The following is a 26,987-nucleotide window of genomic DNA, read 5'->3' on the forward strand; positions in this document are numbered from 1 at the left end:
CCCCTATAGCTGTGGCTGCCGGCGAGATCGGTTCGCTGACCCGTAAGGTGGCAGGAAAGGCCGTTGGGGTGGTGTCGGGAGGGCAGCAGGGGGCAAAAGGTAACAGTGTTGCTGAGGCTTTAACTGGCGTTACCCAGAAACAGCTCGATAAAAAATTCAAGCATGCTTCTGATTTCGGTGTGGTAACTACAAAGAAAAATCCTGAGACACTTGCTCAGTATGAGTCTGCAATCAAAACTCATATGGCATCCACTTCTACAACTCAGCAAGGTACATACGGATTTGTAAAAGACTCCAAAGTGTTCTTTAATTCGACCACCAACAACGCTGTTGTGCTCGATGCGTCAGGAAATTTTGTGACGGGGTTTAAACTCTCGCCGGGAACTCAGCAGTTTGATAACTTTATTAAGAATGGTGTGCTGCGATGAGTCTTACTATCCTGGAATTTGCAAAATCGTTTGTAGCGGGAAGACTGACAGCCGGGATTTTTTCTGAAGCATATATTGAGCTTTGGAAAATTGAGCGAGATAGAAATGTTCTTCAGCTCGATGAGCCTTTACTGAGCGAGTGTTTGTCCAGTATTTTTTGTGCTGCGGACATGTACGAACCAGACGAATCAAGGGAAGAGTATGAGCTTGACGATGAAATGCTTAGATCTGAAGTCGCGAGGTTGGTTGAAAAGCTAGTCGCTGATTAGTTGGGGCAAAAGCTACTGGGGCAGCAGGGAAACCTCTGGTTTCGAAGGGTTCAGAGGTAACCCCTGAGGTTATTCAAAAAGCATTGCAGGGTGATCCTGCTATTAGTGCGCAAGGCGCTGTGTCATTACCTGCGGTGCAAAGATATGTTGATCGGCTTCTTAAGGGTGATGTTGCTCCGGCAATTAAAATGGATGGCAATGTAATTGTTGATGGGAATCATCGTTATATCGCAGCAAAGATATTGGGGCGGAATCCAACGCGGTAAGACGGATTAATATCTGTAGGATGGATTAGCGAAGCGTAATCCGTCGTTTACCGTGAAGAGCTTTGTCGATTCATTCGGCGGATTACGCCTTCGGCTAATACGCCCTACGCCCTACAATGCTGGTGGTTCGGTGGTTACTGTTCCGCATACAGGAGGGCAACAGCTAGACGGGCGGCAGGATAGTGGTAGCTATACGACTCCGGAGCATCAGTTGAATCCGGGGAATATGTATAGTGAAAGCGTGTATGTGCCTAGCCCTAAACATGATCCTCAAAGCGGTTGGGGTACGCCTATGGACTTGAGTGATAAAGTTGCTCAGCAAGTGTTGGATAGCTCTATTCAGGGTGGTAAACAAAAATATGGTTTTCATGAAGGTAAACTATATGAATTTCAGCCTGATAATGCAGGAGGGTGGCATAGTTACCCAATTCCTGGTAACGAGGCGCCAAGCTCCGTGCTTAAAGAACTTCGCGGCTCGGGTGTGATCAGTAATGCCGAGTACAATCGGTTGCGTAAGGGGAAATAATGGATAGAGTGGAGTTTACCTTTGGTTCTATTGGGGGGCGTGACAGGCTGCTTGTAGGTGTGGCAGATGAGTGGTTTTGCCGAATTACAATTAAAGCTTCTAGCCAAAGAGGTGATTTTGTATTGGCCGATTTTAATTGGGATGCGAAAGAGATTTTTGACTGGTTTGAAAGAAATCAGGAGCATATATGCATGGAAGAACGGCCTGAGTGGTGCCTGGAGTCTACAATAGCAGGCTCGATTGAAGTGGCATTTGAAAGTGAAGAGGTGGATGATGAATTTTTTGATGAGATATATGATTACCGCTTGAGGCATGATTTAAGATTTGCAGTTCGTGGGGCGAACATACCATCTATTTATTTTGGCTGTGGCGTGTCGGGTGGTGAAGTGTCGGCAGTTGTCGACGGAAAGATTATTAGTGTTTCTGTTGATTTCTCTGCTTTTTATTTCAGGCTTGAGGTGCAGAGAAAATATATCTCTGAAAGGGTAAAGGGGAACTATCTGGATATGTAAAGCGGGGCAAAAAACTAAAGGGGTCGGAGAAAACTAAAGGGGTCGGAGTGAATAGCCTTTGATCGATTGGTCGACCCAGTAAATCACCCCAACCCCTTTAGCTTTCTTTTCTCAGGCGGTTCCCCGTCTGATGGCGGCGGTATCCATGTCGATTGCAACTTGTTGGCGCCGTGCCGGCCTGCGCGCATCGGTCGCGCTCGCTCGTCGACAAGAATCATTATCATCTTGGTTGGGCCCTACATATGGGCTACCATATGTGCAGTCGACACAACATCTTGTGTACGGTGCGATGGTTGAGCTATCCGCCAGTCTATACGCACCAAGCAATACTCCGCCCTTGAACCAGGAGGTTCCCTGCAATGACCCAAGCAGCGAAGGTACGATCCATCAGCAAGGCCGTCGCCGATATCCCCATCCAGGATGCGTCGATGGACATCTGGGACAAGAAGTACCGCCTCAAGGCCAAGGACGGCCGGGTCATCGACCAGACCATCGACGACAGCTTCCAGCGAGTCGCCAAGGCTCTCGCTGAAGTCGAGCAGACACCTGAACTGCGCAAGCTCTGGGGTGAGAAATTCCTCTGGGCGTTGCGTCGTGGTGCCATCCCCGCCGGGCGCATCACCTCCAACGCCGGTGCCTGGGAACACAAGCCCGCCACCAGCACCATCAACTGCACCGTTTCCGGCATCGTCGCCGATTCCATGGACGATATCCTCGAGAAGGTTCACGAGGCCGGGCTGACGCTCAAGGCCGGTTGCGGCATCGGCTACGAGTTCTCCACCCTGCGCCCGCGCGGTGCCTATGTCTCCGGGGCCGGCTCGTACACTTCGGGGCCGCTGTCGTTCATGGATATCTACGACAAGATGTGCTTCACCGTGTCGTCCGCCGGCGGGCGCCGTGGGGCGCAGATGGCCACCTTCGACGTGGGCCATCCGGACGTCGCCGATTTCATCCGCGCCAAGCGCGAAGACGGCCGCCTGCGCCAGTTCAACCTGAGCCTGCTGATCACCGACGAATTCATGGCCGCCGTGCAGGCCAACGCCGACTGGCCGCTGGCCTTCCCGCTGAGCCAGAAGGAGGTCGAGGAAGACGGCATCGACACCACCGACGCCAGCCAGGTGATCTGGCGCGACTGGCCGCAGAAGGGCCCCTACATCAGCAACGACCAGGGCCTGACCGCCTGTCGGGTGTACAAGGTGATCAAGGCGCAGCGTCTGTGGGACATGATCATGAGTTCCACCTACGACTTCGCCGAGCCGGGCTTCATCCTCATCGACCGCGTCAACGAGATGAACAACAACTGGTTCTGCGAGGACATCCGCGCCACCAACCCTTGCGGCGAGCAGCCGCTGCCGCCCTATGGCGCGTGTCTGCTCGGTTCGGTCAACCTGACCCAGTTCGTGCGCGATCCGTTCACCGAGCGGGCGCGTTTCGACTGGGACGAGTACAAGGACGTGGTGCGCATCTTCACCCGCATGCTGGACAACGTGGTGGAGATCAACGGCCTGCCGCTGGAGCAGCAGCGCCGTGAAATCCAGCGTAAGCGCCGCCATGGCATGGGCTTCCTCGGCCTGGGCTCGACCCTGACCATGCTCAAGATGCAGTACGGCGATGTGCAGTCGCTGGCGTTCACCGAGGAAGTTGCCAAGCACATGGCCGTGGTCGGCTGGGAAGCCGGCCTGGAGCTGGCACGGGAGAAGGGGGCGGCTCCGTTGATGGACGAGGACTTCGTCGTCAGCGCCGAAATGCTTGCCAAGCGCCCGGAAATGGCCGTGGACGGCATCAAGCCCGGGGATACGCTCAAGGGGCGTGTGCTCTGGGCCAGGTACTCGCGCTACATGCAGCGCATCGGTGAAGTCGCACCGCAACTGATCGAACAGCTGGCCGAGACGGGCAGCCGCTTCAGCCACCACAGTTCCATCGCACCGACCGGCACCATTTCGCTGTCGCTGGCCAACAACACCAGCAACGGCATCGAGCCGAGCTTCGCCCACCACTACTTCCGCAACGTGATCCGCGAAGGCAAGAAGTCCAAGGAAAAGGTCGACGTCTATTCGTCCGAACTGCTCGCCTACCGGCACTTCATCGATGCCGAGGCGGCGCCCGGCAACGGCCTGCCGGACTATTTCATCACCGCCGACGACGTCACGCCGAAGCAGCACGTGGATATCCAGGCGGCGGCGCAGAAGTGGGTCGACAGTTCCATTTCCAAGACCGCCAACGTACCCAGCGACTACCCCTACGAGTCGTTCAAGGACATCTACGTGTACGCCCACCAGCAGGGCCTGAAGGGCTGCACCACCTTCCGCTTCAACCCCGAAGCCTTCCAGGGCGTGCTGGTCAAGGAGGCCGATCTGGCTGCCACCACCTACCGCTTCACCCTTGCCGACGGCCAGATCGTCGAGGCCAAGGGTAACGAGGAAATCGAATACGACGGCGAGATCCACAGCGCCGCCAATCTGTTCGATGCCCTCAAAGAAGGCTATTACGGAAAATTCTGAGGACGTGCCGATGAGCAACAAGACAATCCGCATCGACAGCAAGATCGTCGGCTACGAAGTGGTCAAGCCGGAACAGGTCACCGCCGATACCGGCCCGGCGCCGCAGGAAATCGAGCTGATGCACGAGAAGGTCCTGCGCCCCGAGGCGCTGGAAGGCTCGACCTACAAGATCAAGACGCCGCTGTCCGAGCATGCGCTGTACGTCACCATCAACGACATCGTGCTCAACCAGGGCACCGAGCATGAGCAGCGTCATCCGTTCGAGATCTTCATCAACTCGAAGAACATGGATCACTTCCAGTGGATCGTCGCCCTTACGCGCATCGCCTCGGCGGTGTTCCGCAAGGGTGGCGATTGCACCTTCCTCGCCGAGGAACTCAAGGCGGTGTTCGATCCCAAGGGCGGCTATTTCAAGAAGGGCGGCAAGTTCATGCCTTCCCTGGTCGCCGAGATCGGCGATGTGATCGAAATCCACCTGCGCAAGATCGGCCTGATCGACTCCGAGCGCCTCGACGAGCACCAGAAGGCCTTCATCGAGCAGAAGAAGGCGGAATTCAAGGCGAGCACCGCCAGCCCGGCGGACACCGGCTACCCGCCGGGCGCCGCGCTGTGTGGCAAGTGCCACACCATGGCGCTGGTGCAACTGGACGGTTGCCTGACCTGCCTGAACTGCGGGGACAGCAAGTGCGGATAATAGCCGCCTGCAGCCGTGGCAAGGGGCGCTACCGGGCAACCCGGCGGTGCGATACGATCCGGCAACGCAGTAGAGCGGATCAACGTCTGTAGCAAAGAGCGTCGTTGTGTTTGGTATCCGCGTAGGTGTCGGGTTCGTTCGGCGGATTACGCCTTCGGCTAGGCTGCGCGCCCCGATCCGCCCTACGGTGCTGGGTGTCCATCAGGATCACGATGTCGATGTGATCGACTGGGACATCCCTGCTGATGCCTCGGCGGCTTTCAGCTGCGATCCGCCAGCACGCCGATCAGGAAGAACACCAGGAGCAGCACCGGCGCCAGGGTGTAATTGTTGAAGTGGCCGAGGCCCTGGGCCAGCAGAGGCGTGAGGTAGACCATCACCAGGCCGTAGCCGATTGCGCAGACCAGCACGAAGATCAGCGTGCGCAGAATGAAGTTGAGGCCGCTGATGCTGCGTTGCACCCAGGCATTGATGCCAGGGCCGAACAGCACGAGCAGGGTGGCCATCAGTGCCAGGGATATCTCGTAGAGGTGACCGCGGCTCCAGCGCGAAACGGTAGCGATCATATCCAGCAGCAAATCCATAGGGGCTCCTTGTGAGTTGAGAGGGCCGGCGCCGGGTGCGCCCTCGCTCGACGCTTACGGCAGAAAATACTGCAGCAGGTCATTGAGAAACAACTGGCCCTCGCGGGTCGCCGTGAGGCGAGCCGGATCCTTTTGCAGCAGGCCGCGGCGTTCCGCTTGCTCGCGCGCTACGGCCAGTTGCTGCAGCGGCAGGCCGGTTCGTTGGCTGAACAGTTCGGCGGCGCAGCCATCGCTCAGGCGCAGTACGTTCATCAGGAGCTCGAACGGCAGCTCCTCGGCGCTGAGGAGGCGCTCGCCAGCACTGTAGTGCTTGGCAGGGTCGAGGTAGTCCTTGGGCAGGCGGGTTTTCCAGGTGCGGCTGATGCGACCGTCTGGTGTGCTCAGCTTGCCGTGGGCGCCGGCACCAATGCCGATGAAGTCGCCGAACGTCCAGTAATTCAGGTTATGGCGAGCGGCGCGGCCGGGCTGGGCATAGGCCGAGACTTCGTACTGGCCGTAGCCATGTTCGGCGAGCAGGGCCTGGCCGGCTTCCTGAATGTCCCACAGGGTGTCGTCTTCCGGCAGCACCGGCGGCTGGTTCCAGAACACCGTGTTCGGCTCCACCGTCAACTGATACCAGGACAGGTGCGTGGGTGCCTGGGCGATGGCGATGCGCAGATCGCCCAGCGCGTCGTCTAGGGACTGATCCGGGAGGCCGTGCATCAGATCCAGGTTGAAGTTATCGAAACCGGCAGCACGGGCCATGTCGGCGGCGCGGATCGCTTCATCGCCATCATGGATGCGCCCCAGGGCCTTGAGTTTTTCTGCCTGGAAGCTCTGCACGCCGATCGACAGCCGATTGATGCCCAGGCGTCGGTAGGCGGCGAACTTGTCCTGTTCGAAGGTTCCCGGATTGGCTTCGAGGGTGATTTCGATGTCGCTGGCGAACGGGATGCGCCGCTCCACGCCTTCCAGCAGACGACCAAGGGCCTTCGCGGAGAACAGGCTTGGCGTGCCGCCGCCGAAGAAGATCGAGGTCAGCGGGCGGCCATGAGCCTGCTGCAGGTCGCTGTCGAGATCGGCGAGCAGGGCGTCGACGTAGGCCTCTTCCGGCAGGTTGGGGCCGGCGGCGTGGGAGTTGAAGTCGCAGTAGGGGCACTTGCGCACGCACCAGGGGATATGGACGTACAGGGCCAGGGGGGGCAGCTGGAACACAGGCGTTGGGTCACGGCAGGGTGATTGCGGGGCGCTATCGTGGCACGACTTGGGCAAAGCTCCAATGTTCGCGGACGAAACGCCCCTCGGGCGACGCCGTTACAAGCCCAGGCGCTGCTTGAGCATACGCATGGCAATGGCGCGGTGGCTGAGGCTGTTCTTGTCCGTGGGTGACAGCTCGGCGCTGGAGCACTGGCGTTCTTCGACCCAGAACAGCGGGTCGTAGCCGAAGCCATGTTCGCCACGGGCTTCATGCAGGATGCTGCCGTGCCACAAGCCTTCGCAGAGGATCGGCAGTGGATCGTCGGCGTGCCGCACCAGGGCCAGGCAGCAGACGAACTGGGCGCTGCGCTCGGCGTCCGGCACGTCCTTGAGCGCGGCCAGCAGTTTGGCGTTGTTGGCGGCATCCCCCAGGCCATCGGCGTAGCGGGCGGAGTAGATGCCCGGTGCGCCGCCCAGATGGTCGACCGCCAGGCCGGAGTCGTCGGCCAGGGCTGGCAGGCCGGACAGGCGCGAGGCATTGCGTGCCTTGAGGATGGCGTTCTCGACGAACGACAGGCCGGTTTCTTCCGGCTCCACCTGGCTGAATTCACCGATCGAGCGCAGGCGTACGCTGTCGCCGAGCATGGCCTGGAGTTCCTTGAGTTTGCCGGCGTTGTGGCTGGCGAGGACGAGTTCTGGGAAAGGCATCATGGCTCCGGAAAGAGTTCCTGGTTGAAGTCCAGGCGCTGGCCGTTCACCTGCAGGTTGAACAGCAGCACCTCGCGCGAGGTGATGGGAAACTGCGCCAGGTACGAGACGAATTCGCCCTCGCGCTGCTCGATGAGCGTCAGTGTCTGGCCGTGGCCAAGCACGCTCTTCACTTCACCGCTGACCCTGGCCGGGCTGGATTTGCCCGCCCGCAGCACGCTGACGTTCAGCACGCCCTGCTGGCCGCTGCGCACCAGGCCACTGGCCCGGGCGATCTGTGGCTGCAGGTAGCTGGCGTTGAAGGCGCTGTAGTGCACCTCGAGATCGCCCAGGCGCTGCATCCGCTCGGCGGCGCTGGCCGGCAGGCTCAGGCTCAGGCTCAGGCACAGAGCGATCAGCAGGATGCGCATGGGCGGCTCCGCTGCTCAGTTGGCGATGCGCACGTCGCGCGCATTGTGCCCGCTGATGCGGTAGATGCCGATCTCGCCCAACAGGTTGGGCCAGGCGCGGCTGGCCCAGCCATGCCGGTGTTCATGGTCGACCGCCAGGCGCTCGAGTACCCGGGCGCTCTGCTGATGGCACAGGCGCTCGAAGTCCTCGAAGGTGCAGAAGTGGATGTTCGGCGTGTTGTACCAGGTGTAGGGCAGGAAGTCCGACACCGGCATGCGGCCTTTGCTGGCCAGGTACCAGCGGCAGCGCCAGTGGCCGAAGTTGGGGAAGGTGATGATGCAGGTCTTGCCGACGCGCAGCATCTCCGCCAGTACCTTGTCGGGGAAATGCAGCGCCTGCAGCGACTGGGTCATGACCACCACGTCGAAGCTGTCGCTGGCGAAGTTGCCGAGGCCTTCGTCGAGGTTCTGCTCGATGACGTTGACCCCCTTGACGATGCACTGGGCGATCTTTTCCGGGTCGATTTCCAGGCCATAACCGCTGACCTGCTTGTTGGCGCTCAGCCAGGCCAGCAACTCGCCATCGCCGCAACCAAGGTCGAGGACGCGGCTACCGGCGGGAATCCATTCCTGGATGATCTCTAGGTCGGCTCGCATGCTTACACCTCGATCCGTTTCATGTAGCTGCCGAAGCCCTGCAGGTAGCGCGGAATCGGCATGAGGAAGGCATCGTGGCCCTGGGGCGCGTCGATTTCCAGGTAACAGACGTTCTTGCGTGCGGCGAGCAGGGCATCGACGATTTCTCGCGAGCGTGCCGGCGAGAAGCGCCAGTCGGTGGTGAACGAGATCACGCAGAAGTCCGCCTTGACCTGGCCAAGGGTCTTGGCCAGGTCGCCATCGTGCTCGGCGGCCGGGTCGAAATAGTCCAGCGCCTTGGTCATCAGCAGATAGGTGTTGGCATCGAAACGCCCGGAGAACTCCTCGCCCTGATAGCGCAGGTAGCTCTCGACCTGGAATTCCACGCTGTGGAAGTCGTAGTTGAGCTTCTCGTTCTTCAGGCCGCGGCCGAATTTCTCGCCCATGGCGTCATCGGACAGGTAGGTGATGTGGCCGACCATGCGCGCCAGCATCAGGCCGCGCTTGGGGATCACGCCCTGATCCTGGAAGTGCCCGCCGTGGAATTCCGGGTCGGTGAGGATGGCCTGCCGGGCGACCTCGTTGAAGGCGATGTTCTGCGCCGAGAGCTTGGGTGCCGAGGCGATGGCCAGGCAGTGCCGCACGCGCTCCGGGTAGCTGATCGTCCACTGCATGGCCTGCATGCCGCCAAGGCTGCCGCCGACCACCGCGGCCCATTGCTGGATGCCCAGCAGATCGGCCAGACGTGCCTGGCTGTTGACCCAGTCTTCCACGGTCATCACCGGGAAGTCGGCGCCGAAGGGCTTGCCGGTCGCCGGGTTGATGTCGGACGGGCCGGTCGAGCCGTTGCAGCCGCCCAGGTTATTGAGGCTGACGACGAAGAAGCGGTTGGTGTCCAGCGGCTTGCCGGGGCCGATGCAGCTATCCCACCAGCCCGGCTTGCGGTCGTCCACGCTGTGGTAACCGGCGGCGTGATGGTGGCCGGACAGCGCGTGGCAGATCAGCACCGCATTGCTGGCGCTGGCATTCAGCTCACCATAGGTTTCGTAGGTCAGTTGGTAGTCGGCCAGGCTGCGCCCGCAGGCCAGGGCCAGGGGCTCGGCGAAATGGGCGATCTGCGGCGTGACCAGGCCAACGGAGTCTTGAGGAAAAACAGTCGGCATCGATCCTGCTCGGATAATGAAAGGTACGTAGGAAAGTGCAGCAGTCTAAAGAGCGCGCTGGTCAGCGGCAAGGAAAGCGCACGCCGCGATGCCCGGGCATCGCGTTATGTGGCGATTCTTGCTGAGCGCGAGTTACTGCCTAGTCTGCGTTGCCTTGCGGGCGCGGCATGGCGGACAGCGCCACCACCTTGCCCTGACGCTGGATCGGCGCGGGGCGGCGCATGCTGCGCAGCATGTCGCTGGCCTGAGCCAGTTGCTGTTTCAGCTCCTCGCCATACTGCGCCAGTTGCTGGCGGCGTTGGCGGCCGTGCTGGGTGTCCTGTGCCAGGGTCTTGAGGCGCAGCATGTGGCCTTCCAGTAACTGCTTGTGCTCCAGGGTGTGCTGCATCAGCGGCATCAGGGCTTCGTCGGCCCACTGCTCGGCGTCACGGCGCAGGCGGCGGTGCATGCCGATGACTTCCTGCACCAGGGTGGCGAAGAAGCGCCGGCTGAGGCTGCGTTGCTCGGTCAGCAGGGTCTTGAGACGCAGGCGGAAGCGGTCGGCCTTTTTCTGCAGATGGCGCAGCTCGCGTATATAGCGTGCCAGCTCGAAGCTCGGCGCGTCGACGGCCTGCAGCGGATTCTCTTCATTGTGCCGGCGGTAGATGGCGTCGACCATGCGGTTAGCCATTTCGGCATCGTGAGACAGGCTGTGCAGGTCGTCCTCGACGGCGGTGAAGAACTGCAGGATGGACTGATTGATGCCCAACGTCGTCCAACTGCCGTTGAGCTGGCGGCGTAGCAGGTTGAGGTGAACGTCGAGTTTCTCTGGCTTCGCTGCGGCCTTCAGGCGTTCGCCCTGGTTGCGCATCAGGCGCTGGTTGGTTTTCAGGGCAACCAGGCGCTTGTGATGCACGCTGTGGTCTTCCTTGGTACGGGCGGTCAGCTCCAGCAGCATCTGTCCGTTGTCCTGGCGGCGTTCGTCGAGCAGCTCCAGCTGTTCGTTGACCTTGCTCAGGCGCAGGCCGAGCACGTGCTGGCTGTTGTTGAGCATGGTCAGCACCTGGTGTACCACGCGCTCTTCGAGCAGGCGTTCCTTCTGCGCCACGATGCGCTCGCAGAGCAGCGACTCCAGGCTGGCCATCTGGCTGCGGGCGAGCAATGCAGAATCCTTGCGCACCTTGGCGAGCAGCGCCTGCTTGGCCGAGAGCGGCAAAATGTCTTCGCTGTCGATGCCCAGGTGGCAGGCTGCCTGCATACGCACCCGCTCGATGGCGGTGGCGACGAAGGCATCGCCGGCAAGGTCGTCCCAGAGCACATCGATCTTGTTCAGCACGGCGAACAGGCAGCTCTGGGTTTCTTCGTCGAGGGGCTGGATGTGCTGTTGCCAGATGTCCAGGTCGCTGGCGGTGACCCCGGTGTCGGCGGACAGCAGAAAGATGATCGCCTGGGCGTTGGGTAGCATCGACAGGGTCAGTTCCGGCTCGCAACCCAGGGCGTTCAGGCCCGGCGTGTCGAGGATGCGCAGGCCCTGGCGCAGCAGCGGGTGATCGAAGCTGACGATGGCATGGCGCCAGGCCGGCACCAACACCTGGCCGGACGTGTCGGTGGACTCCAGGTTGTCCGGGTGAAACCCCAGGCCGATGGCTTTCTCCACCGCCATGGTCTTGCTGGCCGCCACCTGGGCGAAGGCCTTGGCCATGTTGTCCGGGTCGCTGGTGTCCAACGGGATATTCACCCAATGGCGGGGCGTGCGTTTGAACTGCGCCACGCTGGCCTCGGCGATGCGCGTCTCGATCGGCAGCAGGCGGATGTAGGGGCGTTCGGCGCCTGGATCGAAAAGGATTTCCGTGGGGCACATGGTGGTGCGCCCGGCCTGGGAGGGCAGCATGCGCTGGCCGTATTCGGAGAAGAACAGGCTGTTGATCAGCTCGGTCTTGCCGCGGGAAAACTCGCCGACGAAGGCCAGGGTGATGTGGTCGGTGCGCAGCAGGCGCAGTGCCCGTTCCAGGCGCGCTTCGACGCCTTCACTGCTCAGCCGGTTGTGGGCCAGCCAACTGCGGTAGCGGGTGATCTCGAGAACCAGTTCGCGCTTCCAGGCGACGTAGGCATCTACCTGTTCACTGAGGCGTTCCATGCTCATGGGGGATTCCCTGACAGGGCATCGGGCGACGATGCGGGCTGCAGAGCATTATGCGAAGGGTGGCGTCGGCGTCAATGGGGCGCGCGTGGCGATGGTACTGATGGTCGCTCAGGTGGGGCGAACGGTCAGATCGAGCTCGGTTGGCAGCCGCTTGGGAGCCTGGATGCGCACACGCTTCTGGCGGCTCTGCTGGCCGCTTTCCAGGGTGACCTGGCTCTTGGCGACGCCGAAGGCATCGGCCAGGAAGGCCAGCAGGTGCGCATTGGCCTTGCCGTCCACCGGCGGGGCGGTGAGGCGGATTTTCAGGCGCTCACCGTGCAGCCCGGCGAAGGCATCGTTGCTCGCCTTGGGCTGAAGATGACAGTCGAGGATCAGCGCGTCGCCGTCCCAGCGATGGAAACCCATGGGCTTAGAACCTGTTCACTATCTTCCGCGCGTCGCATGCAGACGTATCAAGGCGGTAGCAGCCGTAGGGTGGATGACGCTCTTTTCATCCACCATCGCGATTGCAGAGCGGTGGACGGGTGAAGCGTCGTCCACCCTACGAACGGCCGCTATCGCCTTGTAGCGGTCTGTCAGCCCGTAGGATGGGTGCAACCCATCAATTGCCGATGGGTTGCACCCATCCTACTGCTTCTGCCTTGTAGCGGTCTGTCAGGCAACCCTTGACTCTGGCTCGCTAGATCGTGAATAGGCTCAGATCGCCAGGCTCAGGCCGCTGAACATGCCGGTGCTGACTGCTAGGTTGCGGATTACCAGCATGTCGATCAGGTTGAGGATCAGGAACGCCACGATGGGCGACAGATCCAGGCCACCGAGGTTGGGCAGGATGCGGCGGATCGGCATCAGCAGTGGTTCGCAGATCTGATTGACCAGCAGGGCGGCGGGGTTGTGGCTGCCCTGGGCGACCCAGGAGAGGATCACGCTGATGATCAGGGCGAAGAAGAACACCTTGAGCAGCAGGGCGGTAACGCCAATGATCGACCAGACCAGAATCAGCAGCGGATCGCCGACGCCCACGCCCATCAGCATCAGGGTCAGCGCCATGAGCACGAACTGCACGATCAGCGCCAGCACCAGCGACGCCAGGTCGAGGCCGCCGAGGCTGGGGATTATGCGGCGCAGCGGTTTGAGCAGCGGATGGGTGGCGCGCACGATGAACTGGCTGAGCGGGTTGTAGAAGTCTGCTCGTACCAGTTGCAGGATGAAGCGCAGCAGCACGATCAGCAGGTAGAAGCTGCCGATGGTCTGCAGGATGTAAACGGCTGCGGTGTTCAGGCCGATCATTGATTGTCTCCTTATTGACCCAGTTGTTCGGCCAGTTCGGCCGAGCGGTGGTCGGCGGCCTTGACGGCCTGCTCGACCAGCGCTTCGAAGCCGCCGGCCTGGAATGTCTTGATGGCCGCTTCGGTGGTGCCAGCCGGTGAGGTCACGCGGCGGCGCAGCTCGGTGGCGTCCACATCGCTGTTCAGCGCCATTTGCGCGGCGCCCAGGGCCGTCTGCAACGTCAGTTTGGCGGCGACCTCGCGGGGCAGGCCGAGCTTTTCGCCGCTGGCGGTCATCGCCTCGATCAGCAGGAAGAAATAGGCCGGGCCGCTGCCGGATACGGCGGTCACCGCATCGATCAGTTTTTCCTCGTCCAGCCACACGGCCAGGCCGACGGCGCTGAGCAGTCGTTCAGCCTGCTGGCGCTGTTCGGCGCTGACTCGCGCGTTGGCATACAGGCCGCTGGCGCCCAGGCGCAGCAGCGACGGCGTGTTGGGCATGCAGCGCACCACGGCGCGCGGGCCGAGCCAGCTTTCCAGGCTGGTGCTGGTGATGCCGGCGGCGATGGACACGATCAACTGACCGGACTGCAGGTGCGGCGCCAGGTCGAGGCACACGTCCTTCATCACCTGGGGTTTGACCGCCAGGACGATCACGTCGGCATCGCGGCAGGCCTCGGCATTGCTGGCCAGTACGTCGATGCCATGTTCCCGGGTGATCTTCTCGCGCTGCTCGGCGCCGCGGTCGCTGGCGCGGATCGCGCTGGCCGGCAGCCCCTGGGCGAGCATGCCGCCGATCAGGCTGGCAGCCATGTTGCCGGCACCGATAAAGGCGATGCGGGGAGTGGTCATGGTGAGGTTCCTATCTAGAGAGTCGAGATCGGGTGATTCAGGTCTTGCTGTAGTCACGTTCGCCGAACAGCGCCGTACCGATGCGCACCCAGGTCGCGCCTTCGGCGATGGCCGCTTCCAGGTCGTGGCTCATGCCCATGGACAGGGTGTCGAGATCGAGGTTCAGGCCGTCCCGCAGCGCGCGCAAGCGGGCGAATGCCGCACGCTGCTCGCGGGCATCATCGGTGGGCTCGGGAATTGTCATCAATCCGCGCAAACGCAGGTTGGGCAGTTGTGTAACCGCCTGTGCCAGTGCCGCCAGTTCGTCGGGCTGGCAGCCGGACTTGCTGTCCTCGCCGCTGATATTGACCTGCAGGCAGATGTTCAGCGGTTGCAGCTCGGGCGGGCGCTGGTCGCTCAGGCGTTCGGCGATCTTCAGACGATCCACCGAATGCACCCAGGCGAAGTGCTCGGCGATGGGACGGGTCTTGTTCGATTGGATGGGACCGATGAAATGCCAGGTCAGCGGCAGGTCGGCCAACTGCACCTGCTTGTCGAGAGCTTCCTGCAGATAGTTCTCGCCGAAATCATGCAGGCCGGCCGCCTGGGCCTCGCGGATGGCGTCGGCAGGCTTGGTCTTGCTCACCGCCAACAGGCCTATAGTGGCGAAATCTCGCTGCGAGGCTTGCGCCGCCTCACGGATACGCACACCGACCTTTGCAATATTCTCTACTATCGTGGACATTACCTGCGCCTGCCGCCTGAGCGTTTCTTGCGGGCTTGACGGTGGTCTCCAAAGGGCGTGCTCACGCAGCCGTATGGCGATCCCCCAAGACCCCTATCCTGAGTTACGCGGCATTCTACCGTCATTAGGGAGTCCCATGGATATCACCGAGCTGCTTGCCTTCAGCGCCAAGCAAGGCGCGTCGGATCTGCACCTCTCGGCAGGCCTGCCGCCGATGATTCGGGTCGACGGCGATGTGCGCCGGATCAATTTGCCAGCCCTGGATCACAAACAGGTGCACGCGTTGATCTACGACATCATGAACGACAAGCAGCGCAAGGATTTCGAGGAATTCCTCGAGACCGACTTTTCGTTCGAAGTGCCTGGCGTGGCGCGCTTCCGGGTCAACGCCTTCAACCAGAACCGTGGCAGCGGTGCGGTGTTCCGTACCATTCCTTCCAAGGTGCTGAGCATGGAAGACCTGGGCATGGGCGAGATCTTCAAGAAGGTCTCCGACGTGCCGCGCGGGCTGGTGCTGGTGACCGGGCCGACCGGTTCGGGCAAGTCGACTACTCTGGCGGCGATGCTCGACTACATCAACAGCAACAAGTACCACCACATTCTCACCGTCGAAGACCCTATCGAATTCGTTCACGAATCGAAGAAGTGCCTGATCAACCAGCGTGAGGTGCACCGCGACACCCTGGGCTTCTCCGAGGCCCTGCGCTCCGCGCTGCGGGAAGACCCGGACATCATCCTGGTGGGCGAGATGCGTGACCTGGAAACCATCCGCCTGGCGCTGACCGCCGCGGAAACCGGTCACCTGGTGTTCGGCACCCTGCACACCACCTCGGCGGCCAAGACCATCGACCGTGTGGTCGACGTGTTCCCCGCGGAGGAGAAGTCCATGGTGCGATCGATGCTTTCCGAGTCGTTGCAGGCGGTCATTTCCCAGACCCTGCTGAAGAAGATCGGCGGCGGTCGCGTGGCAGCCCACGAAATCATGATCGGCACTCCGGCGATTCGTAACCTGATCCGTGAGGACAAGGTGGCGCAAATGTACTCGGCCATCCAGACCGGCGGCGCACTGGGTATGCAAACCCTGGATTCGTGCCTGAAAACGCTCGTCTCCAAAGGACTGGTCAGCCGCGAAAGTGCCCGAGAGAAGGCCAAGACACCTGAAAACTTCTGAGTCATGCCGGGCGATCCATCGATCGCCCGTGCACCTGGTCACCGGCGAAACACTCGCCTGGTAGCTGAACGTCGCTCCAGCGCATGTAGGTAGGCACCCATGGAATTTGAAAAACTGTTGCGCCTGATGGTCGAAAAAGGCGGCTCCGATCTGTTCATCACCGCTGGCGTGCCGCCGTCGATGAAGGTCAACGGCAAGATCATGCCGGTGACCAAGACCCCGCTATCGCCGGAGATGACCCGCGAAACCGTGCACGCGGTGATGACCGAGCAGCAACGCCGGGATTTCGCCGAGAACCACGAGTGCAATTTCGCCATCAGTGCCCGGGGTATCGGCCGCTTCCGCGTCAGCGCCTTCTACCAGCGCAACCTGGCTGGCATGGTGCTGCGCCGTATCGAGACCAACATCCCGACGCTGGATGACCTCAAGCTGCCGGAGATCCTCAAGAAACTGGCGTTGACCAAGCGCGGTCTGGTGTTGTTCGTGGGCGCTACGGGTACCGGTAAATCCACCTCGCTGGCGGCGATGATCGGTTACCGCAACAAGAACAGCAGTGGTCATATCATCTCCATCGAAGACCCGATCGAGTACATCCACCAGCACCAGAGCTGCATCGTTACCCAGCGTGAAGTGGGCATCGACACCGACTCCTTCGAGGTGGCGCTGAAGAACACCCTGCGCCAGGCGCCGGACGTGATCCTGATCGGTGAGGTGCGAACCCGCGAAACCATGGATCACGCCGTGGCCTTCGCGGAAACCGGCCACCTGTGCCTGGCCACCCTGCACGCCAACAACGCCAACCAGGCGCTGGATCGGATCATCAACTTCTTCCCGGCGGATCGGCAGAATCAGGTGTGGATGGATCTGTCGCTGAACCTCAAGGCCATCGTCGCCCAGCAACTGATCCCCACGCCGGACGGCAAGGGTCGCCGCGCGGTAATCGAGGTGCTGATCAATACCCCGCTGGCTGCCGACCTGATTCGCAAGGGCGAGGTGCACGAGCTCAAGAGCCTGATGAAACGCTCCACCGAGCATGGCATGCAGACCTTCGACCAGGCGCTGTACAACCTCTACAGCCAGGGCGAGATCACCTACGAAGACGCCTTGCTGTACGCCGACTCGGCGAATGACCTGCGCCTGATGATCAAGCTTGGCTCGGAAACCGATGGCGAGCATCTGACCAGCATGTCCCAGGGCCTGGCTCTGGAAATCACCGACGAGGATCCGGGCCGGCGCTTGCTCTGACCTCATCCTGGCGAAGCGGCGGGCGCTGAATGCGCTTGCCGCTTTTCGTCGCCACCGCCTGGGCCTGGCCGTCGGCCTGGGCGCCTGCCCTGGTCTGGCTCATCAGCCTTGGAATCAACGGGCCTTCCGGCAGGTTGCGCCAGAAGCGTACCGGCATATTGGTTTCCAGCACGCTGCGATTGAGCCGCGCCGGGTTGAAGGTGCTGCCGTAATACGCCAGCCACATCGCTTCGTTGCGATCATCGGTGCCCTGTGCCAGCTGCTGCCATTCAGGCGGGCAGGGGGTGGCGTAGTGCAGGTTATCGCCATCCCAATACACGCCATCGTCGGGGGTCGCGATCATCCAGGTCTGCCGGCCCAGGCGCTCGGCGAAGTGCATGCTGGCACTGGCCAGGATGTCGTGCGCCGGCTCGTGCCAGGCCACCAGCTGCGGGCCTCCGGCAGCCGCATCCCGAGGTTTGAAGCGCAGGAACGCATGCAGGTGATGGGCTTCCCGGCGTACCGCCTTGAGGCGCATATGCAGCTCGCTGCCATCGATATCACCCGCCAGCATGGCGGCCTGATCGCCCTGGGCGACGCGCCAGAGAATACGGTACAGCAGCGCCCAGCGCTGAGCGCAGCGAAAGCGCGCGGCGCTTTCCAGCTGATCGAGCAGGACACGGGGTACGCGTACCGGGCGATCGGCGGTCGCGGCCGGTTGAGGCGCACCCAGCTGAGCGAACAGATCCTGATTTTCCTGGCTGTCCTGCACCCAGCTCAGTTGGTGCGGTGCCAGGCCGCGCTGCAGTTGCGTACGGGCGGCGTCGCGCCAGCCAGCGAAGCTGCCATCGAAGCGAACCTGGTGCATCACCACAGCCCCATCTGCCGGGGCGCCTCGCTCAGTTGCTGGCGCAGCAGCAAGGATTCGCGAGTGGCCTGAAGTGGGCGGTAATCCTGGGTGACGATGAAAGGTTTGGCTTTCTCCAGGGCACAACGCAGACGGCCGACATCCTCGAAACGGATGCGTTTCTGCCGACGCAAGGCGACCAGGCGCTGGGCGCTGAGCACGCCGATGCCGGGGATGCGGGCGATCAGGGTCACGTCGGCGCGATTCAGGTCGACGGGAAAGTGCTGGCGGTTGTTCAGGGCCCAGGCCAGCTTGGGGTCGATATCCAGGGCCAGGTTGCCGGGGCCATCGAGCAGTTCGGCGGCTTTGAAACCGTAACCGCGCATCAGGAAGTCCGCCTGGTACAAGCGGTGCTCGCGCAGCAGTGGCGGCGCCTCGAAGGGCACGCTCTTGGGGCTCTGTGGAATCGGACTGAACGCCGAGTAGTAGACGCGCTTGAGGCGGAAATCGCCATACAGCGACTGGGCGGTGTGCAGGATGGTGCTGTCGTCGGTGGCGTCGGCGCCGACGATCATCTGCGTGCTTTGTCCGGCCGGGGCAAAGGCTGGCGCACGTTTTTCGCTGTCCGCCTCCTCGACGCCGTCACGAATGGTGCCCATGGCCTGTTTGATCGGCGCCACGCTTTTCTCCGGCGCGAGGCGGATCAGGCTGCTTTCGGTGGGCAGCTCGATATTGACGCTGAGACGGTCGGCGTAGCGGCCTGCCTCGGCGATCAGTTCCGGCGACGCATCAGGAATGGTCTTGAGGTGGATGTAGCCGCGAAACTCGTGTTCTTCGCGCAGCAGCTTGGCCACCCGTACCAGTTGCTCCATGGTGTAGTCGGCCGAGCGGATGATGCCGGAACTGAGAAACAGCCCGCTGATGCAGTTGCGCCGGTAGAAATCCAGGGTCAGCGTGACCACTTCCTCGGGTGTGAAGCGCGCGCGGGGTACGTCGCTGGAGCGGCGATTGACGCAGTACTGGCAGTCGTACAGACAGAAGTTGGTCAGCAGCACCTTCAGCAGGGCGACACAGCGCCCGTCCGGCGTGAAGCTGTGACAGATGCCCATGCCGTCCGTGGCGCCCATGCCGCTCTGGCCTTTGGAGCTGCGCTTGGGCGCGCCGCTGCTGGCGCAGGAAACATCATATTTGGCGGCGTCAGCGAGTACCGTAAGCTTGTCGATCAGTTCCATGGGCAAGATTCGATAACTGTATTTATGTACAGTATTCTGCAAGCCTGATTTGCATGCAAGATCGTCTCGTCGCTGTTTTGGGAAACCTGTGGCGTCGTTATTGATCCAAGCACTTGGAGCATTTCTCTGGAGGCCTCGATGCAGCGCCCTGACACTCACAGCAAGATCATCGGCTACCTGTTATGGATTTTCGGTTTTCTCGGCGCTCACCGTTTCTATTACGGCAAGCCGGTAACCGGCACCATCTGGTTTTTTACCCTGGGTCTGCTGTTCATTGGCTGGATCATCGACCTGTTCCTGATCCCGGCCATGGATCGTGAAGCGGATCTGCGTTTCACCGCGGGCAAGACCGATTTCAATATCGCCTGGATCCTGCTGACCTTCCTCGGCATCTTCGGTGTGCACCGCATGTACCAGGGCAAGTGGATCACCGGCATCCTGTATCTGTTTACCGGCGGGCTGTTTCTGGTCGGCGTGCTTTACGATTTCTGGACGCTGAATAACCAGGTATCGATCAAGAATGCGCGGGAGGGCTAGATCAGGGGGCGCTACAAGGCGGAAGCGGACGGTCGTAGGATGGGTGAAACCCATCGGAAATTGATGGGTTTCACCCATCCTACGGGCTGGTGGATGAAAAGATCGTCAGCTACGCGCCCCGATCCACCCTACGTCCGCTAACGCCTTGCAGCCGTCGCTCGTGATCGCGACTCGGTAGGCTCAGGCGTCAGGCGCATGGGGCTCAGCCCTCGTAACTGATATGCCCATCGACCAGCGTGTAGCGCACCTGGCCTGGCAGGCAGTGACCGAGGAAGGGGCTGTTGCGGCCCTTGGAGTGCCAGGTTTCGCCGGCCACGGTGGAGGCTTGGGGATCGAAGAGCAGGATATCCGCAGCGCCGCCGACCTGCAGTTGACCAACTGGCAGGCGCAGGGCCTGGGCCGGGCCGCTGCTGAGGCGAGCGAGCAGGGTGGGCAGGTCGAGCAGGCCGTCCTGCACCAGGGTCATGGCCAGCGGCAGCAGCAACTGAACGCCACTCATGCCGGGCTCGGTCTCGCCGAAAGGCGCCAGCTTGGCGTCGCGCTCGTGGGGCTGGTGATGGCTGGAGATGGCGCTGATCACCCCGCTCTTCACCGCTTCGCGCAGACCGTCGCGATCAAAGCGGGTACGCAGCGGTGGTTGCACGTGGTAGAGGCTGGAGAAGTCGATCAAGGCTTCATCGGTGAGAATCAACTGATACAGCGCCACGTCGGCAGTGACCGGCAGGCCACGCGCCTGCGCGTCGGCGATCAATTGTGCGCCACGCGCGCTGGTGAGCTGGCTGAAGTGGGCACGGACGCCGCTCTGCTCGACCAGCAGCAGATCACGGGCCAGGGCCACCGTCTCGGCGGTTTCCGGAATGCCCGACAGGCCGAGGAAGCTGGCCGTGGCGCCTTCGTGAGCCAGGCCGCCTTCGGCGAGGTCATGATCCTGGGAGTGAATGATTACCGTGAGGTCGAAGGTCGCCGCGTATTCAAGCGCGCGGCGCAGGGTACGTGCGTTGCGGAAGTTGTTCAGGCCGTTGCCGAACGCCACGCAGCCGGCATCGCGCAGCGCGACCAGCTCTGCAAGCTGTTCGCCATCGAGCCCCTTGCTCAGGGCGCCGATGGGAAACACCTTGGTATGGCCTGCCTCGCGGGCGCGGTCGAGGATCAACTCGGCAACCGCCGAGGTATCCAGCACCGGTTTGGTGATGGGTGGGCAGCACAGGCTGGTGACACCGCCGGCAGCGGCCGCCAGGGTTTCACTGGCGATGCTGCCTTTGCGGCTGTAGCCGGGCTCGCGCAGGGCGACGGACAGGTCGACCAGGCCGGGCGCGGCGATGAGGCCCTGGGCATCCAGCGTCTGATCGGCCTCGAAGCCCGCAGGCGCCTGGCCGATGGCGCTCAGCTTGCCGCCTTGCACATAGAGATCCGCGACCTGATCGAAACCGCTGTTCGGGTCGATGACGCGGGCGCCGAGGATACGGGTACGCATCAGTTCTGCTCCTCGGAGTTGAGTTGTCGTTGCGCGTTCTGGCCGCTCATGGCCATGGACAGCACGGCCATGCGGATGGCGATGCCGTAGGTGACCTGATTGAGGATCACCGATTGCGGCCCGTCGGCGACGGCCGACTCGATCTCGACCCCGCGGTTGATCGGCCCCGGATGCATGACCAGGGCATCCGGCTTGGCCAGCCTGAGGCGTTGCTCGGTCAGGCCGAACAGGCGATAGAATTCCCCTTCGCTGGGCAGCAGGCCGCCCGTCATGCGCTCACGCTGCAGACGCAGCATGATCACCACATCGACATCCTTGAGGCCTTCGCTCATGTCGCTGTAGACCTTCACGCCGTATTGCTCGATCCCCACGGGCAGCAGGGTTTTCGGTGCGATCACGCGGATGTCCGGGCAGCCGAGGGTCTTCAGCGCGAGCATGTTCGAGCGTGCTACCCGCGAATGCAGGATGTCGCCGACGATGGCCACCGAGAGATTCTCGAAGCCGCCCTTGTGGCGGCGGATGGTGAGCATGTCGAGCATGCCCTGGGTCGGATGCGCATGGCGGCCGTCGCCACCGTTGATGATCGCCAGGTTGGGGCACACGTGCTCGGCGATGAAATGCGCGGCGCCGGAATCGGCGTGGCGCACCACGAAGATGTCGGCGGCCATGGCTTCCAGGTTGCGCAGGGTGTCGAACAGCGTCTCGCCCTTGCTGGTCGAGCTGGTCGACACGTTCAGGCTGATCACGTCAGCCGACAGGCGCTGGGCGGCCAGTTCGAAGGTGGTGCGGGTGCGCGTGGAGTTCTCGAAGAACACGTTGCACACCGTCTTGCCGCGCAGTAGCGGGACTTTCTTCACCGCCCGGGCGCCGACCTCGAGAAAGGAATCGGCGGTATCGAGGATTTCCGTCAGCAGCTCGCGGGGCAGGCCGTCGAGGGACAGGAAGTGGCGCAATTGGCCTTGGTCGTTCAGTTGCAGCGGGCGCTTGGCATCGATTGGGGTCATTGCGGACGGCCTTGGTCGGAAAGCGTCTGAAGTTCGAGGGTAAAGGGGGCGGGGCCGGACAATTTTACCCGCTGATCGGCCGCCAGCGACAGGGTCGCGCCGACTACATCCGGGCGGATCGGCAGTTCGCGGGCATCCAGATCGAGCAAGCTGACCAGGGTCACGCTGGCCGGTCGGCCGTAGTCGAACAATTCGTTGAGGGCGGCGCGGATGGTGCGCCCGCTCATCAGCACGTCGTCGATCAGCACCAGGTGCTGGCCTTCGATCTCGAACGGCAGCTCGGAGGGCTGTACCTGGGGGTGCAGGCCGTTCTGGGTGAAGTCGTCGCGGTAGAAGGAGACGTCGAGGATACCCAGCGGCTCATCGCGGCCCAGTTGCTCCAGCAGCGCCTGGGCGACCCATACGCCGCCGGTGCGGATACCGATGAAGCGCGGCGTGAGGATCTGCCGCCGGTTCAGGTGGCTGATCAGCGAGGACGCCATCTGCGGCAGCAGCTCGGCGGGGTTGGGTAGGCTCATCGAAAGCTCCTTGTGGCCGTGGCTGGGTCAGCCCGGGCTGTTTTCTTCCAGCCAGCCCTGCAACAGCAAGGCGGCGGCCAGGGCGTCTACCGGGCGCTGGCGATAACCGCCGGTCTGGCCCTGTTGCAGGCGTTCGCCCTTGGCGGCGTAGGTGGTCAGGCGTTCGTCGTGGGTGAAAACCGGCAGGTTGAAGCGGCCGTTCAGGCGGCGGGCGAACTTCTCCGCGCGCTCGCTCATGTCGCTGGGCGTACCGTCCATGTTCAGCGGCAGGCCGACGACCAGGGCGTCAGGCTGCCACTCGCGGATCAGCGCTTCGACCTTCTGCCAGTCCGGCACGCCGTTCTGTGCCTTGAGGATGCACAGCTCGCGGGCAGAACCGGTGATGGGCTGGCCCACGGCGACGCCGATCTGTTTGGTGCCGTAATCGAAACCGAGCAGCAGGCGCAGCGGTTTGCTGCTCGCCTCGGCCATCAGGCGTGCCCCGCCTGGGCGGTGAGCAGGTTGAGGTTGATGCCGAGCAGGGCGGCGGCGGCGCCAAGGCGCTGGTCGTATGGCGTCTCGAAGAGGATCGCCTGAGCCGCCGGGCAGGTCAGCCAGACGTTGTCGGCCAGCTCTTCTTCCAGTTGGCCGGCACCCCAACCGGCATAACCGAGGGCGATCAGGTGTCGGGCCGGGCCTTCGCCTTGCGAGATGGCGAACAGCACATCCTGAGAGGTTGACAGACCCAGGTCGCCCAGGTCGAGGGTCGCCTGGAACTGCGGACCACTGGGGTGCAGCACGAAGCCGCGATCCGTCTGCACCGGGCCACCGCTGAAGATCGGCAGGCTCTGGCAGAGCACGGAAGGCTCGCTGTCGGGACGCAACTGTTCGAGCACATCGGCCAGGTTCAAGCCGTTGGGACGGTTGATAACCAACCCCATGGCGCCCTGATCGTTATGCTCGATCAGATAGATTACGGTGTGCGCGAAGTTCGGATCGGCCATATGCGGCATGGCGATCAGAAAGTGATGTTTGAGGATGCTCGGGGTAGCGTCTTTCATGGACGCTAGTTTGAAGCTGCAAGGCTCAAGCTACAAGCTGCAAGTGAGAGCGAAACGCGATTGATCGTCCGCTCGCCTCACCGGCCGAATTCTTGAGGCTTGAGGCTTGAGGCTTGAGGCTTGAGGCACTTCAGTTGCTCGACAGGCGGTCGCCGCGCTCGAAGCGCCAGGTACGGATGATTTCCAGGCGGTCGATGTCCGCCAGGTCGCCGGCGAATGGCGCGTAGGGCGCGGCCAGGCGGACGATACGCATGGCGGCCTGGTCGAGCACCTGCTCGCCAGACGATTCCAGCACCAGTACTTCGTACAGGCTGCCGTCACGGTTGATCGATACCAGCAGCCTCAGGCTACCGTAGATTTGTCGGCGTCGCGCATCGTCCGGGTAGTTGAGGTTGCCGATGCGTTCGACCTTCTTGCGCCACTCGTCCTTGTACCAGGCACCCTTGTCGCGCATGGTCGAGGCGGCGTTGAGGCGATGGATCTTCGGCCTTTTGGCGTACTGCTGCACTTCATTGGCCAGCTCCGCTTCCAGGCTGGCGATCTCGGCGGACAGCTGAGCGCTGTCGAAGGTGGGTGCTGCGGGGGCCGGTGGCGTGGGTTTGGTTTCCTCGGGCTTGGCCGGCGCCTTCTGGGCCTGGGGCGCTTTGCTGGTGACGACCGCCTTGGGCGCTTCCGGCTTGACCGCGGGCGGTGGCGGAGCGGCCGCTGGCGTCACCTTGCGCACTTCGGTGTCCTGGAACGGCGCCTGTTCGGTGGTGGTCGGCGCTGCCTTCTTTTCCAGGGTGCCGCTGCCCTGCTGGTTGTCCTGGGCAAGGAAGTCCGCCTCCTTGGGCTTTTCATCGCTCTTGAAGGTGGACAGGGTGATTTCCAGGGTTTTGCTGATCTGCCCGGGCTCGACGAACGTGAAGCCCAGGCCGAGGATCAGCGCGGCATGCAGCGCCGCCGCGAGGAACAGGGTAAACCCCAGGCGATCCGCCGGACGAACGCCGGAGGACGTGATATCGGGTGGGGTGGTTGCTGCGTTCATCGCGATTCTGTCGGTTCAGGATTGCCGCGCAGTCTGCCGAGGCGTCCGCGAAAAGTCTATGAAGCACTCCGCGCATTGAGCTTTTCGGCAATCTTGTCCATCAACTGTTCGCCGATGCGCGTATCGAAGGCCGAATCGATCTCGCGGATGCAGGTAGGGCTGGTGACGTTGATCTCGGTGAGGTGGTCGCCGATCACGTCGAGGCCAACGAACAGCAGGCCGCGTTCGCGCAGGCTGGGGCCGACCGCAGCGGCGATCTCGCGATCCCGATCGGTGAGCGGGCGGGCTTCGCCGCGGCCGCCGGCGGCCAGGTTGCCGCGGGTTTCGCCGCTGGCGGGAATGCGTGCCAGGCAATACGGCACCGGCTCGCCGTCGATCATCAGGATGCGCTTGTCGCCGTCGAGGATGGCTGGCAGGTAGCGCTGCGCCATGATCTGCTGGCTGCCGTGGGCAGTGAGGACTTCGAGGATCACCGAAAGATTCGGGTCGCCTTCGCGGTGACGAAAGATCATCGAACCACCCATGCCATCGAGGGGTTTGAGAATGATGTCACGGTGCTGTCGCGCAAAATCACGCAGAATGTCAGACCTTCGGCTGACAATCGTCTCCGGCGTAAGTGTCGGAAAGCGGGTGGCGAAGAGTTTCTCGTTGCAGTCGCGCAGGCTTTGCGGTCGGTTGACCACCAGTGTGCCGGCTTCTTCGGCCTGCTCGAGCAGGTAAGTTGAGTAGACGAATTCGTTATCGAAGGGCGGATCCTTGCGCATCAGGATCACATCCAGTTCGGCCAGTGGCAGATCCTGCTCCTCGCCGAGCTCGAACCAGCGCTGCGGATCGGCAAATACCTGAAGGGCGCGCGTGCGGCCCCGGGCAACACCAGCGGCTTGGTAGAGATCCTTCTGTTCCATATAGAAGAGGCTCCAGCCGCGAGCCTGGGCAGCCAACAGCATGGCCAGCGAGCTGTCCTTCTTGTAGGCGATCTGCGCGATGGGATCCATGACGATGCCGAGCCGAACGCTCATTGAGGTATCTCCGTGAAGGGCGGTAGCAAAAAAAACGCCGCAAAGGTAGCGGGGGTGGGCGCCAAGGTTGGCGCTGACAGGGCCGGTGGTCAAGGGGAACCGGGCCGATGGCTTGCATGAAGAGAGTGTGCTAAAAAGGCCCAGCGATGGGCCGGGCCCATTGATCTTAGGGCTTCCGGCACACTGGAAATGGCGTACACAACGACTCACCGAAGTGGTGGCAGGGCAGACATGGAACAACATTCCGAAGGTTTGAGGGTGATGGTGATCGACGACTCGAAAACGATTCGTCGTACAGCGGAAACCTTGCTGAAAAAGGTGGGTTGCGAGGTGATCACTGCGGTGGACGGCTTCGATGCCCTGGCGAAGATCGCCGACACCCATCCGAACATCATTTTCGTCGACATCATGATGCCGCGTCTCGATGGCTATCAGACCTGCGCCCTGATCAAGAACAACAGTGCCTTCAAGTCCACGCCAGTTATCATGCTGTCGTCCAAGGATGGCCTGTTCGACAAGGCCAAGGGGCGCATCGTTGGTTCTGATCAATACCTGACCAAACCCTTCAGCAAGGAAGAGCTGCTCGGCGCGATCAAGGCCCACGTACCGGATTTCTCTCCGGTCGAGCAAGCATCCTGACGTCCGGCTGACGCCACTAACGCCTCTTCTTTATGTATTGGGAAACATCATGGCTCGAATTCTGATTGTTGATGACTCGCCGACCGAAATGTACAAACTGACCGCCATGCTGGAAAAGCACGGGCATCAGGTACTCAAGGCCGAAAACGGTGCTGATGGTGTTGCCCTGGCGCGCCAGGAAAAGCCCGATGCGGTATTGATGGACATCGTCATGCCTGGCCTCAACGGCTTCCAGGCAACCCGGCAACTGACCAAGGATGCCGAGACCAACCACATTCCGGTGATCATCGTCACCACCAAGGATCAGGAAACCGACAAGGTCTGGGGCAAACGCCAGGGCGCGAAGGATTACCTGACCAAACCGGTGGACGAAGCCACTCTGCTGAAAACCCTGAACGCGGTGCTGGCCGGCTGAGCCCGGACAGCGCGCGACATAAGAA

General features: G+C 62.1%; 31 protein-coding genes. 11 read left to right on the top strand and 20 right to left on the bottom strand.

Annotated features, from left to right (window positions below; translation table 11 throughout):
- Positions 1-11 precede the first annotated feature (11 nt).
- The 6 genes from DNK10_RS09015 (at position 12) to DNK10_RS09045 (ending at position 5,196) form a co-directional block, all read left to right on the top strand.
- Positions 12-428, top strand: coding sequence for a colicin D domain-containing protein (locus tag DNK10_RS09015; RefSeq protein ID WP_244216231.1), 417 nt, complete (start codon positions 12-14; stop codon positions 426-428).
- Positions 425-697, top strand: a complete 273-nt coding sequence (locus DNK10_RS09020; protein WP_131177991.1) for a colicin immunity domain-containing protein — start codon at positions 425-427, stop codon at positions 695-697. Before DNK10_RS09015 ends, DNK10_RS09020 begins: the two co-directional genes overlap by 4 nt.
- Before the next feature lie 396 nt (positions 698-1,093).
- Positions 1,094-1,489, top strand: coding sequence for a hypothetical protein (locus DNK10_RS09030; protein WP_131191307.1), 396 nt, complete (start codon positions 1,094-1,096; stop codon positions 1,487-1,489).
- Complete coding sequence (locus DNK10_RS09035; protein WP_131191308.1) at positions 1,489-2,001, top strand: hypothetical protein; 513 nt, start codon at positions 1,489-1,491, stop codon at positions 1,999-2,001. Before DNK10_RS09030 ends, DNK10_RS09035 begins: the two co-directional genes overlap by 1 nt.
- Positions 2,002-2,360: 359 nt before the next feature.
- Complete coding sequence (locus tag DNK10_RS09040) at positions 2,361-4,502, top strand: adenosylcobalamin-dependent ribonucleoside-diphosphate reductase (protein ID WP_131191309.1); 2,142 nt, start codon at positions 2,361-2,363, stop codon at positions 4,500-4,502.
- A gap of 10 nt (positions 4,503-4,512) precedes the next feature.
- Entirely contained in the window at positions 4,513-5,196 is a 684-nt protein-coding gene (locus DNK10_RS09045; protein WP_131191310.1) for a TSCPD domain-containing protein, read from the top strand.
- 260 nt (positions 5,197-5,456) lie between these two features.
- Here the strand turns inward: DNK10_RS09045 and DNK10_RS09050 are convergent, their stop codons facing one another.
- The 11 genes from DNK10_RS09050 to DNK10_RS09100 all read right to left on the bottom strand — a co-directional run bounded on the left by DNK10_RS09050 (position 5,457) and on the right by DNK10_RS09100 (position 14,815).
- Positions 5,457-5,780: a DUF3392 domain-containing protein gene (locus tag DNK10_RS09050; RefSeq protein ID WP_131180002.1), complete on the bottom strand. Its 324-nt coding sequence runs from the start codon at positions 5,778-5,780 to the stop codon at positions 5,457-5,459.
- Positions 5,781-5,834: 54 nt separating this feature from the next.
- Positions 5,835-6,974 (bottom strand): radical SAM family heme chaperone HemW, encoded by a 1,140-nt coding sequence (hemW, locus tag DNK10_RS09055; RefSeq protein ID WP_131191311.1) that lies wholly within the window; start codon positions 6,972-6,974, stop codon positions 5,835-5,837.
- 99 nt (positions 6,975-7,073) lie between these two features.
- Positions 7,074-7,667: an RdgB/HAM1 family non-canonical purine NTP pyrophosphatase gene (gene rdgB / locus DNK10_RS09060; protein ID WP_131191312.1), complete on the bottom strand. Its 594-nt coding sequence runs from the start codon at positions 7,665-7,667 to the stop codon at positions 7,074-7,076.
- Positions 7,664-8,074 (bottom strand): DUF4426 domain-containing protein, encoded by a 411-nt coding sequence (locus tag DNK10_RS09065; RefSeq protein ID WP_131191313.1) that lies wholly within the window; start codon positions 8,072-8,074, stop codon positions 7,664-7,666. The genes rdgB and DNK10_RS09065 overlap by 4 nt, the downstream gene beginning before the upstream one ends.
- Positions 8,075-8,089: 15 nt before the next feature.
- Positions 8,090-8,710: a methionine biosynthesis protein MetW gene (gene metW, locus DNK10_RS09070; protein WP_131180006.1), complete on the bottom strand. Its 621-nt coding sequence runs from the start codon at positions 8,708-8,710 to the stop codon at positions 8,090-8,092.
- Positions 8,711-8,712: 2 nt separating this feature from the next.
- Entirely contained in the window at positions 8,713-9,852 is a 1,140-nt protein-coding gene (metX, locus tag DNK10_RS09075; protein ID WP_131180007.1) for a homoserine O-succinyltransferase MetX, read from the bottom strand.
- 139 nt (positions 9,853-9,991) lie between these two features.
- Complete coding sequence (locus DNK10_RS09080; protein WP_131191314.1) at positions 9,992-11,974, bottom strand: dynamin-like GTPase family protein; 1,983 nt, start codon at positions 11,972-11,974, stop codon at positions 9,992-9,994.
- Between the two features lie 108 nt (positions 11,975-12,082).
- Positions 12,083-12,379 carry a DUF167 domain-containing protein gene (locus tag DNK10_RS09085; RefSeq protein WP_131180009.1) on the bottom strand — a complete coding sequence of 99 codons (297 nt, stop codon included), beginning with the start codon at positions 12,377-12,379 and terminating at the stop codon, positions 12,083-12,085.
- A gap of 291 nt (positions 12,380-12,670) precedes the next feature.
- Complete coding sequence (locus DNK10_RS09090; RefSeq protein WP_131180010.1) at positions 12,671-13,261, bottom strand: YggT family protein; 591 nt, start codon at positions 13,259-13,261, stop codon at positions 12,671-12,673.
- An 11-nt stretch (positions 13,262-13,272) separates the two neighbouring features.
- Positions 13,273-14,091, bottom strand: a complete 819-nt coding sequence (proC, locus tag DNK10_RS09095; protein WP_131191315.1) for a pyrroline-5-carboxylate reductase — start codon at positions 14,089-14,091, stop codon at positions 13,273-13,275.
- A 37-nt stretch (positions 14,092-14,128) separates the two neighbouring features.
- Positions 14,129-14,815, bottom strand: a complete 687-nt coding sequence (locus DNK10_RS09100) for a YggS family pyridoxal phosphate-dependent enzyme (protein ID WP_131191316.1) — start codon at positions 14,813-14,815, stop codon at positions 14,129-14,131.
- Positions 14,816-14,951: 136 nt separating this feature from the next.
- On the opposite strand from DNK10_RS09100, the gene DNK10_RS09105 reads away from it, so the two are divergent.
- Both DNK10_RS09105 and DNK10_RS09110 read left to right on the top strand, forming a co-directional pair.
- Positions 14,952-15,986 carry a type IV pilus twitching motility protein PilT gene (locus tag DNK10_RS09105; protein ID WP_131180013.1) on the top strand — a complete coding sequence of 345 codons (1,035 nt, stop codon included), beginning with the start codon at positions 14,952-14,954 and terminating at the stop codon, positions 15,984-15,986.
- Positions 15,987-16,085: 99 nt separating this feature from the next.
- Positions 16,086-17,231, top strand: coding sequence for a PilT/PilU family type 4a pilus ATPase (locus DNK10_RS09110; RefSeq protein WP_131180014.1), 1,146 nt, complete (start codon positions 16,086-16,088; stop codon positions 17,229-17,231).
- Here DNK10_RS09110 and DNK10_RS09115 read toward each other — a convergent pair.
- Together DNK10_RS09115 and DNK10_RS09120 are read right to left on the bottom strand one after the other, a co-directional pair.
- Positions 17,197-18,078, bottom strand: coding sequence for a TIGR03915 family putative DNA repair protein (locus DNK10_RS09115; protein WP_131191317.1), 882 nt, complete (start codon positions 18,076-18,078; stop codon positions 17,197-17,199). The genes DNK10_RS09110 and DNK10_RS09115 overlap by 35 nt on opposite strands.
- Positions 18,078-19,289 (bottom strand): putative DNA modification/repair radical SAM protein, encoded by a 1,212-nt coding sequence (locus tag DNK10_RS09120; protein ID WP_131191318.1) that lies wholly within the window; start codon positions 19,287-19,289, stop codon positions 18,078-18,080. The genes DNK10_RS09115 and DNK10_RS09120 overlap by 1 nt, the downstream gene beginning before the upstream one ends.
- Positions 19,290-19,427: 138 nt before the next feature.
- Between DNK10_RS09120 and DNK10_RS09125 the strand changes: the two genes are divergently transcribed.
- Positions 19,428-19,826, top strand: a complete 399-nt coding sequence (locus tag DNK10_RS09125; RefSeq protein ID WP_131180017.1) for an NINE protein — start codon at positions 19,428-19,430, stop codon at positions 19,824-19,826.
- Positions 19,827-20,028: 202 nt separating this feature from the next.
- Here DNK10_RS09125 and DNK10_RS09130 read toward each other — a convergent pair whose 3' ends face one another.
- From DNK10_RS09130 to gshB, 7 genes are all read right to left on the bottom strand, one after another.
- Complete coding sequence (locus DNK10_RS09130; protein ID WP_131191319.1) at positions 20,029-21,300, bottom strand: dihydroorotase; 1,272 nt, start codon at positions 21,298-21,300, stop codon at positions 20,029-20,031.
- Entirely contained in the window at positions 21,300-22,304 is a 1,005-nt protein-coding gene (locus DNK10_RS09135) for an aspartate carbamoyltransferase catalytic subunit (protein WP_131191320.1), read from the bottom strand. Before DNK10_RS09135 ends, DNK10_RS09130 begins: the two co-directional genes overlap by 1 nt.
- Complete coding sequence (pyrR, locus tag DNK10_RS09140; RefSeq protein ID WP_131180020.1) at positions 22,301-22,822, bottom strand: bifunctional pyr operon transcriptional regulator/uracil phosphoribosyltransferase PyrR; 522 nt, start codon at positions 22,820-22,822, stop codon at positions 22,301-22,303. The genes DNK10_RS09135 and pyrR overlap by 4 nt, the downstream gene beginning before the upstream one ends.
- 27 nt (positions 22,823-22,849) lie before the next feature.
- Positions 22,850-23,293, bottom strand: a complete 444-nt coding sequence (gene ruvX / locus DNK10_RS09145) for a Holliday junction resolvase RuvX (protein ID WP_042552456.1) — start codon at positions 23,291-23,293, stop codon at positions 22,850-22,852.
- Complete coding sequence (locus tag DNK10_RS09150) at positions 23,293-23,862, bottom strand: YqgE/AlgH family protein (protein ID WP_131191321.1); 570 nt, start codon at positions 23,860-23,862, stop codon at positions 23,293-23,295. The genes ruvX and DNK10_RS09150 overlap by 1 nt, the downstream gene beginning before the upstream one ends.
- Positions 23,863-23,992: 130 nt before the next feature.
- Positions 23,993-24,889 (bottom strand): energy transducer TonB, encoded by an 897-nt coding sequence (locus DNK10_RS09155; RefSeq protein ID WP_131180023.1) that lies wholly within the window; start codon positions 24,887-24,889, stop codon positions 23,993-23,995.
- Positions 24,890-24,945: 56 nt separating this feature from the next.
- Positions 24,946-25,908 carry a glutathione synthase gene (gene gshB / locus DNK10_RS09160; protein ID WP_131191322.1) on the bottom strand — a complete coding sequence of 321 codons (963 nt, stop codon included), beginning with the start codon at positions 25,906-25,908 and terminating at the stop codon, positions 24,946-24,948.
- Between the two features lie 231 nt (positions 25,909-26,139).
- Here gshB and pilG point away from each other — a divergent pair, with 231 nt between their 5' ends.
- Entirely contained in the window at positions 26,140-26,547 is a 408-nt protein-coding gene (gene pilG, locus DNK10_RS09165) for a twitching motility response regulator PilG (RefSeq protein ID WP_131180025.1), read from the top strand.
- 49 nt (positions 26,548-26,596) lie between these two features.
- The gene (gene pilH / locus DNK10_RS09170) at positions 26,597-26,962 is read left to right on the top strand and encodes a twitching motility response regulator PilH (RefSeq protein WP_042552451.1); all 366 of its coding nucleotides are present in this window, start codon (positions 26,597-26,599) and stop codon (positions 26,960-26,962) included.
- Positions 26,963-26,987: the final 25 nt, after the last annotated feature.

It is taken from the genome of Phytopseudomonas daroniae (assembly GCF_004327275.1).
Classification (GTDB): domain Bacteria; phylum Pseudomonadota; class Gammaproteobacteria; order Pseudomonadales; family Pseudomonadaceae; genus Aquipseudomonas; species Aquipseudomonas daroniae.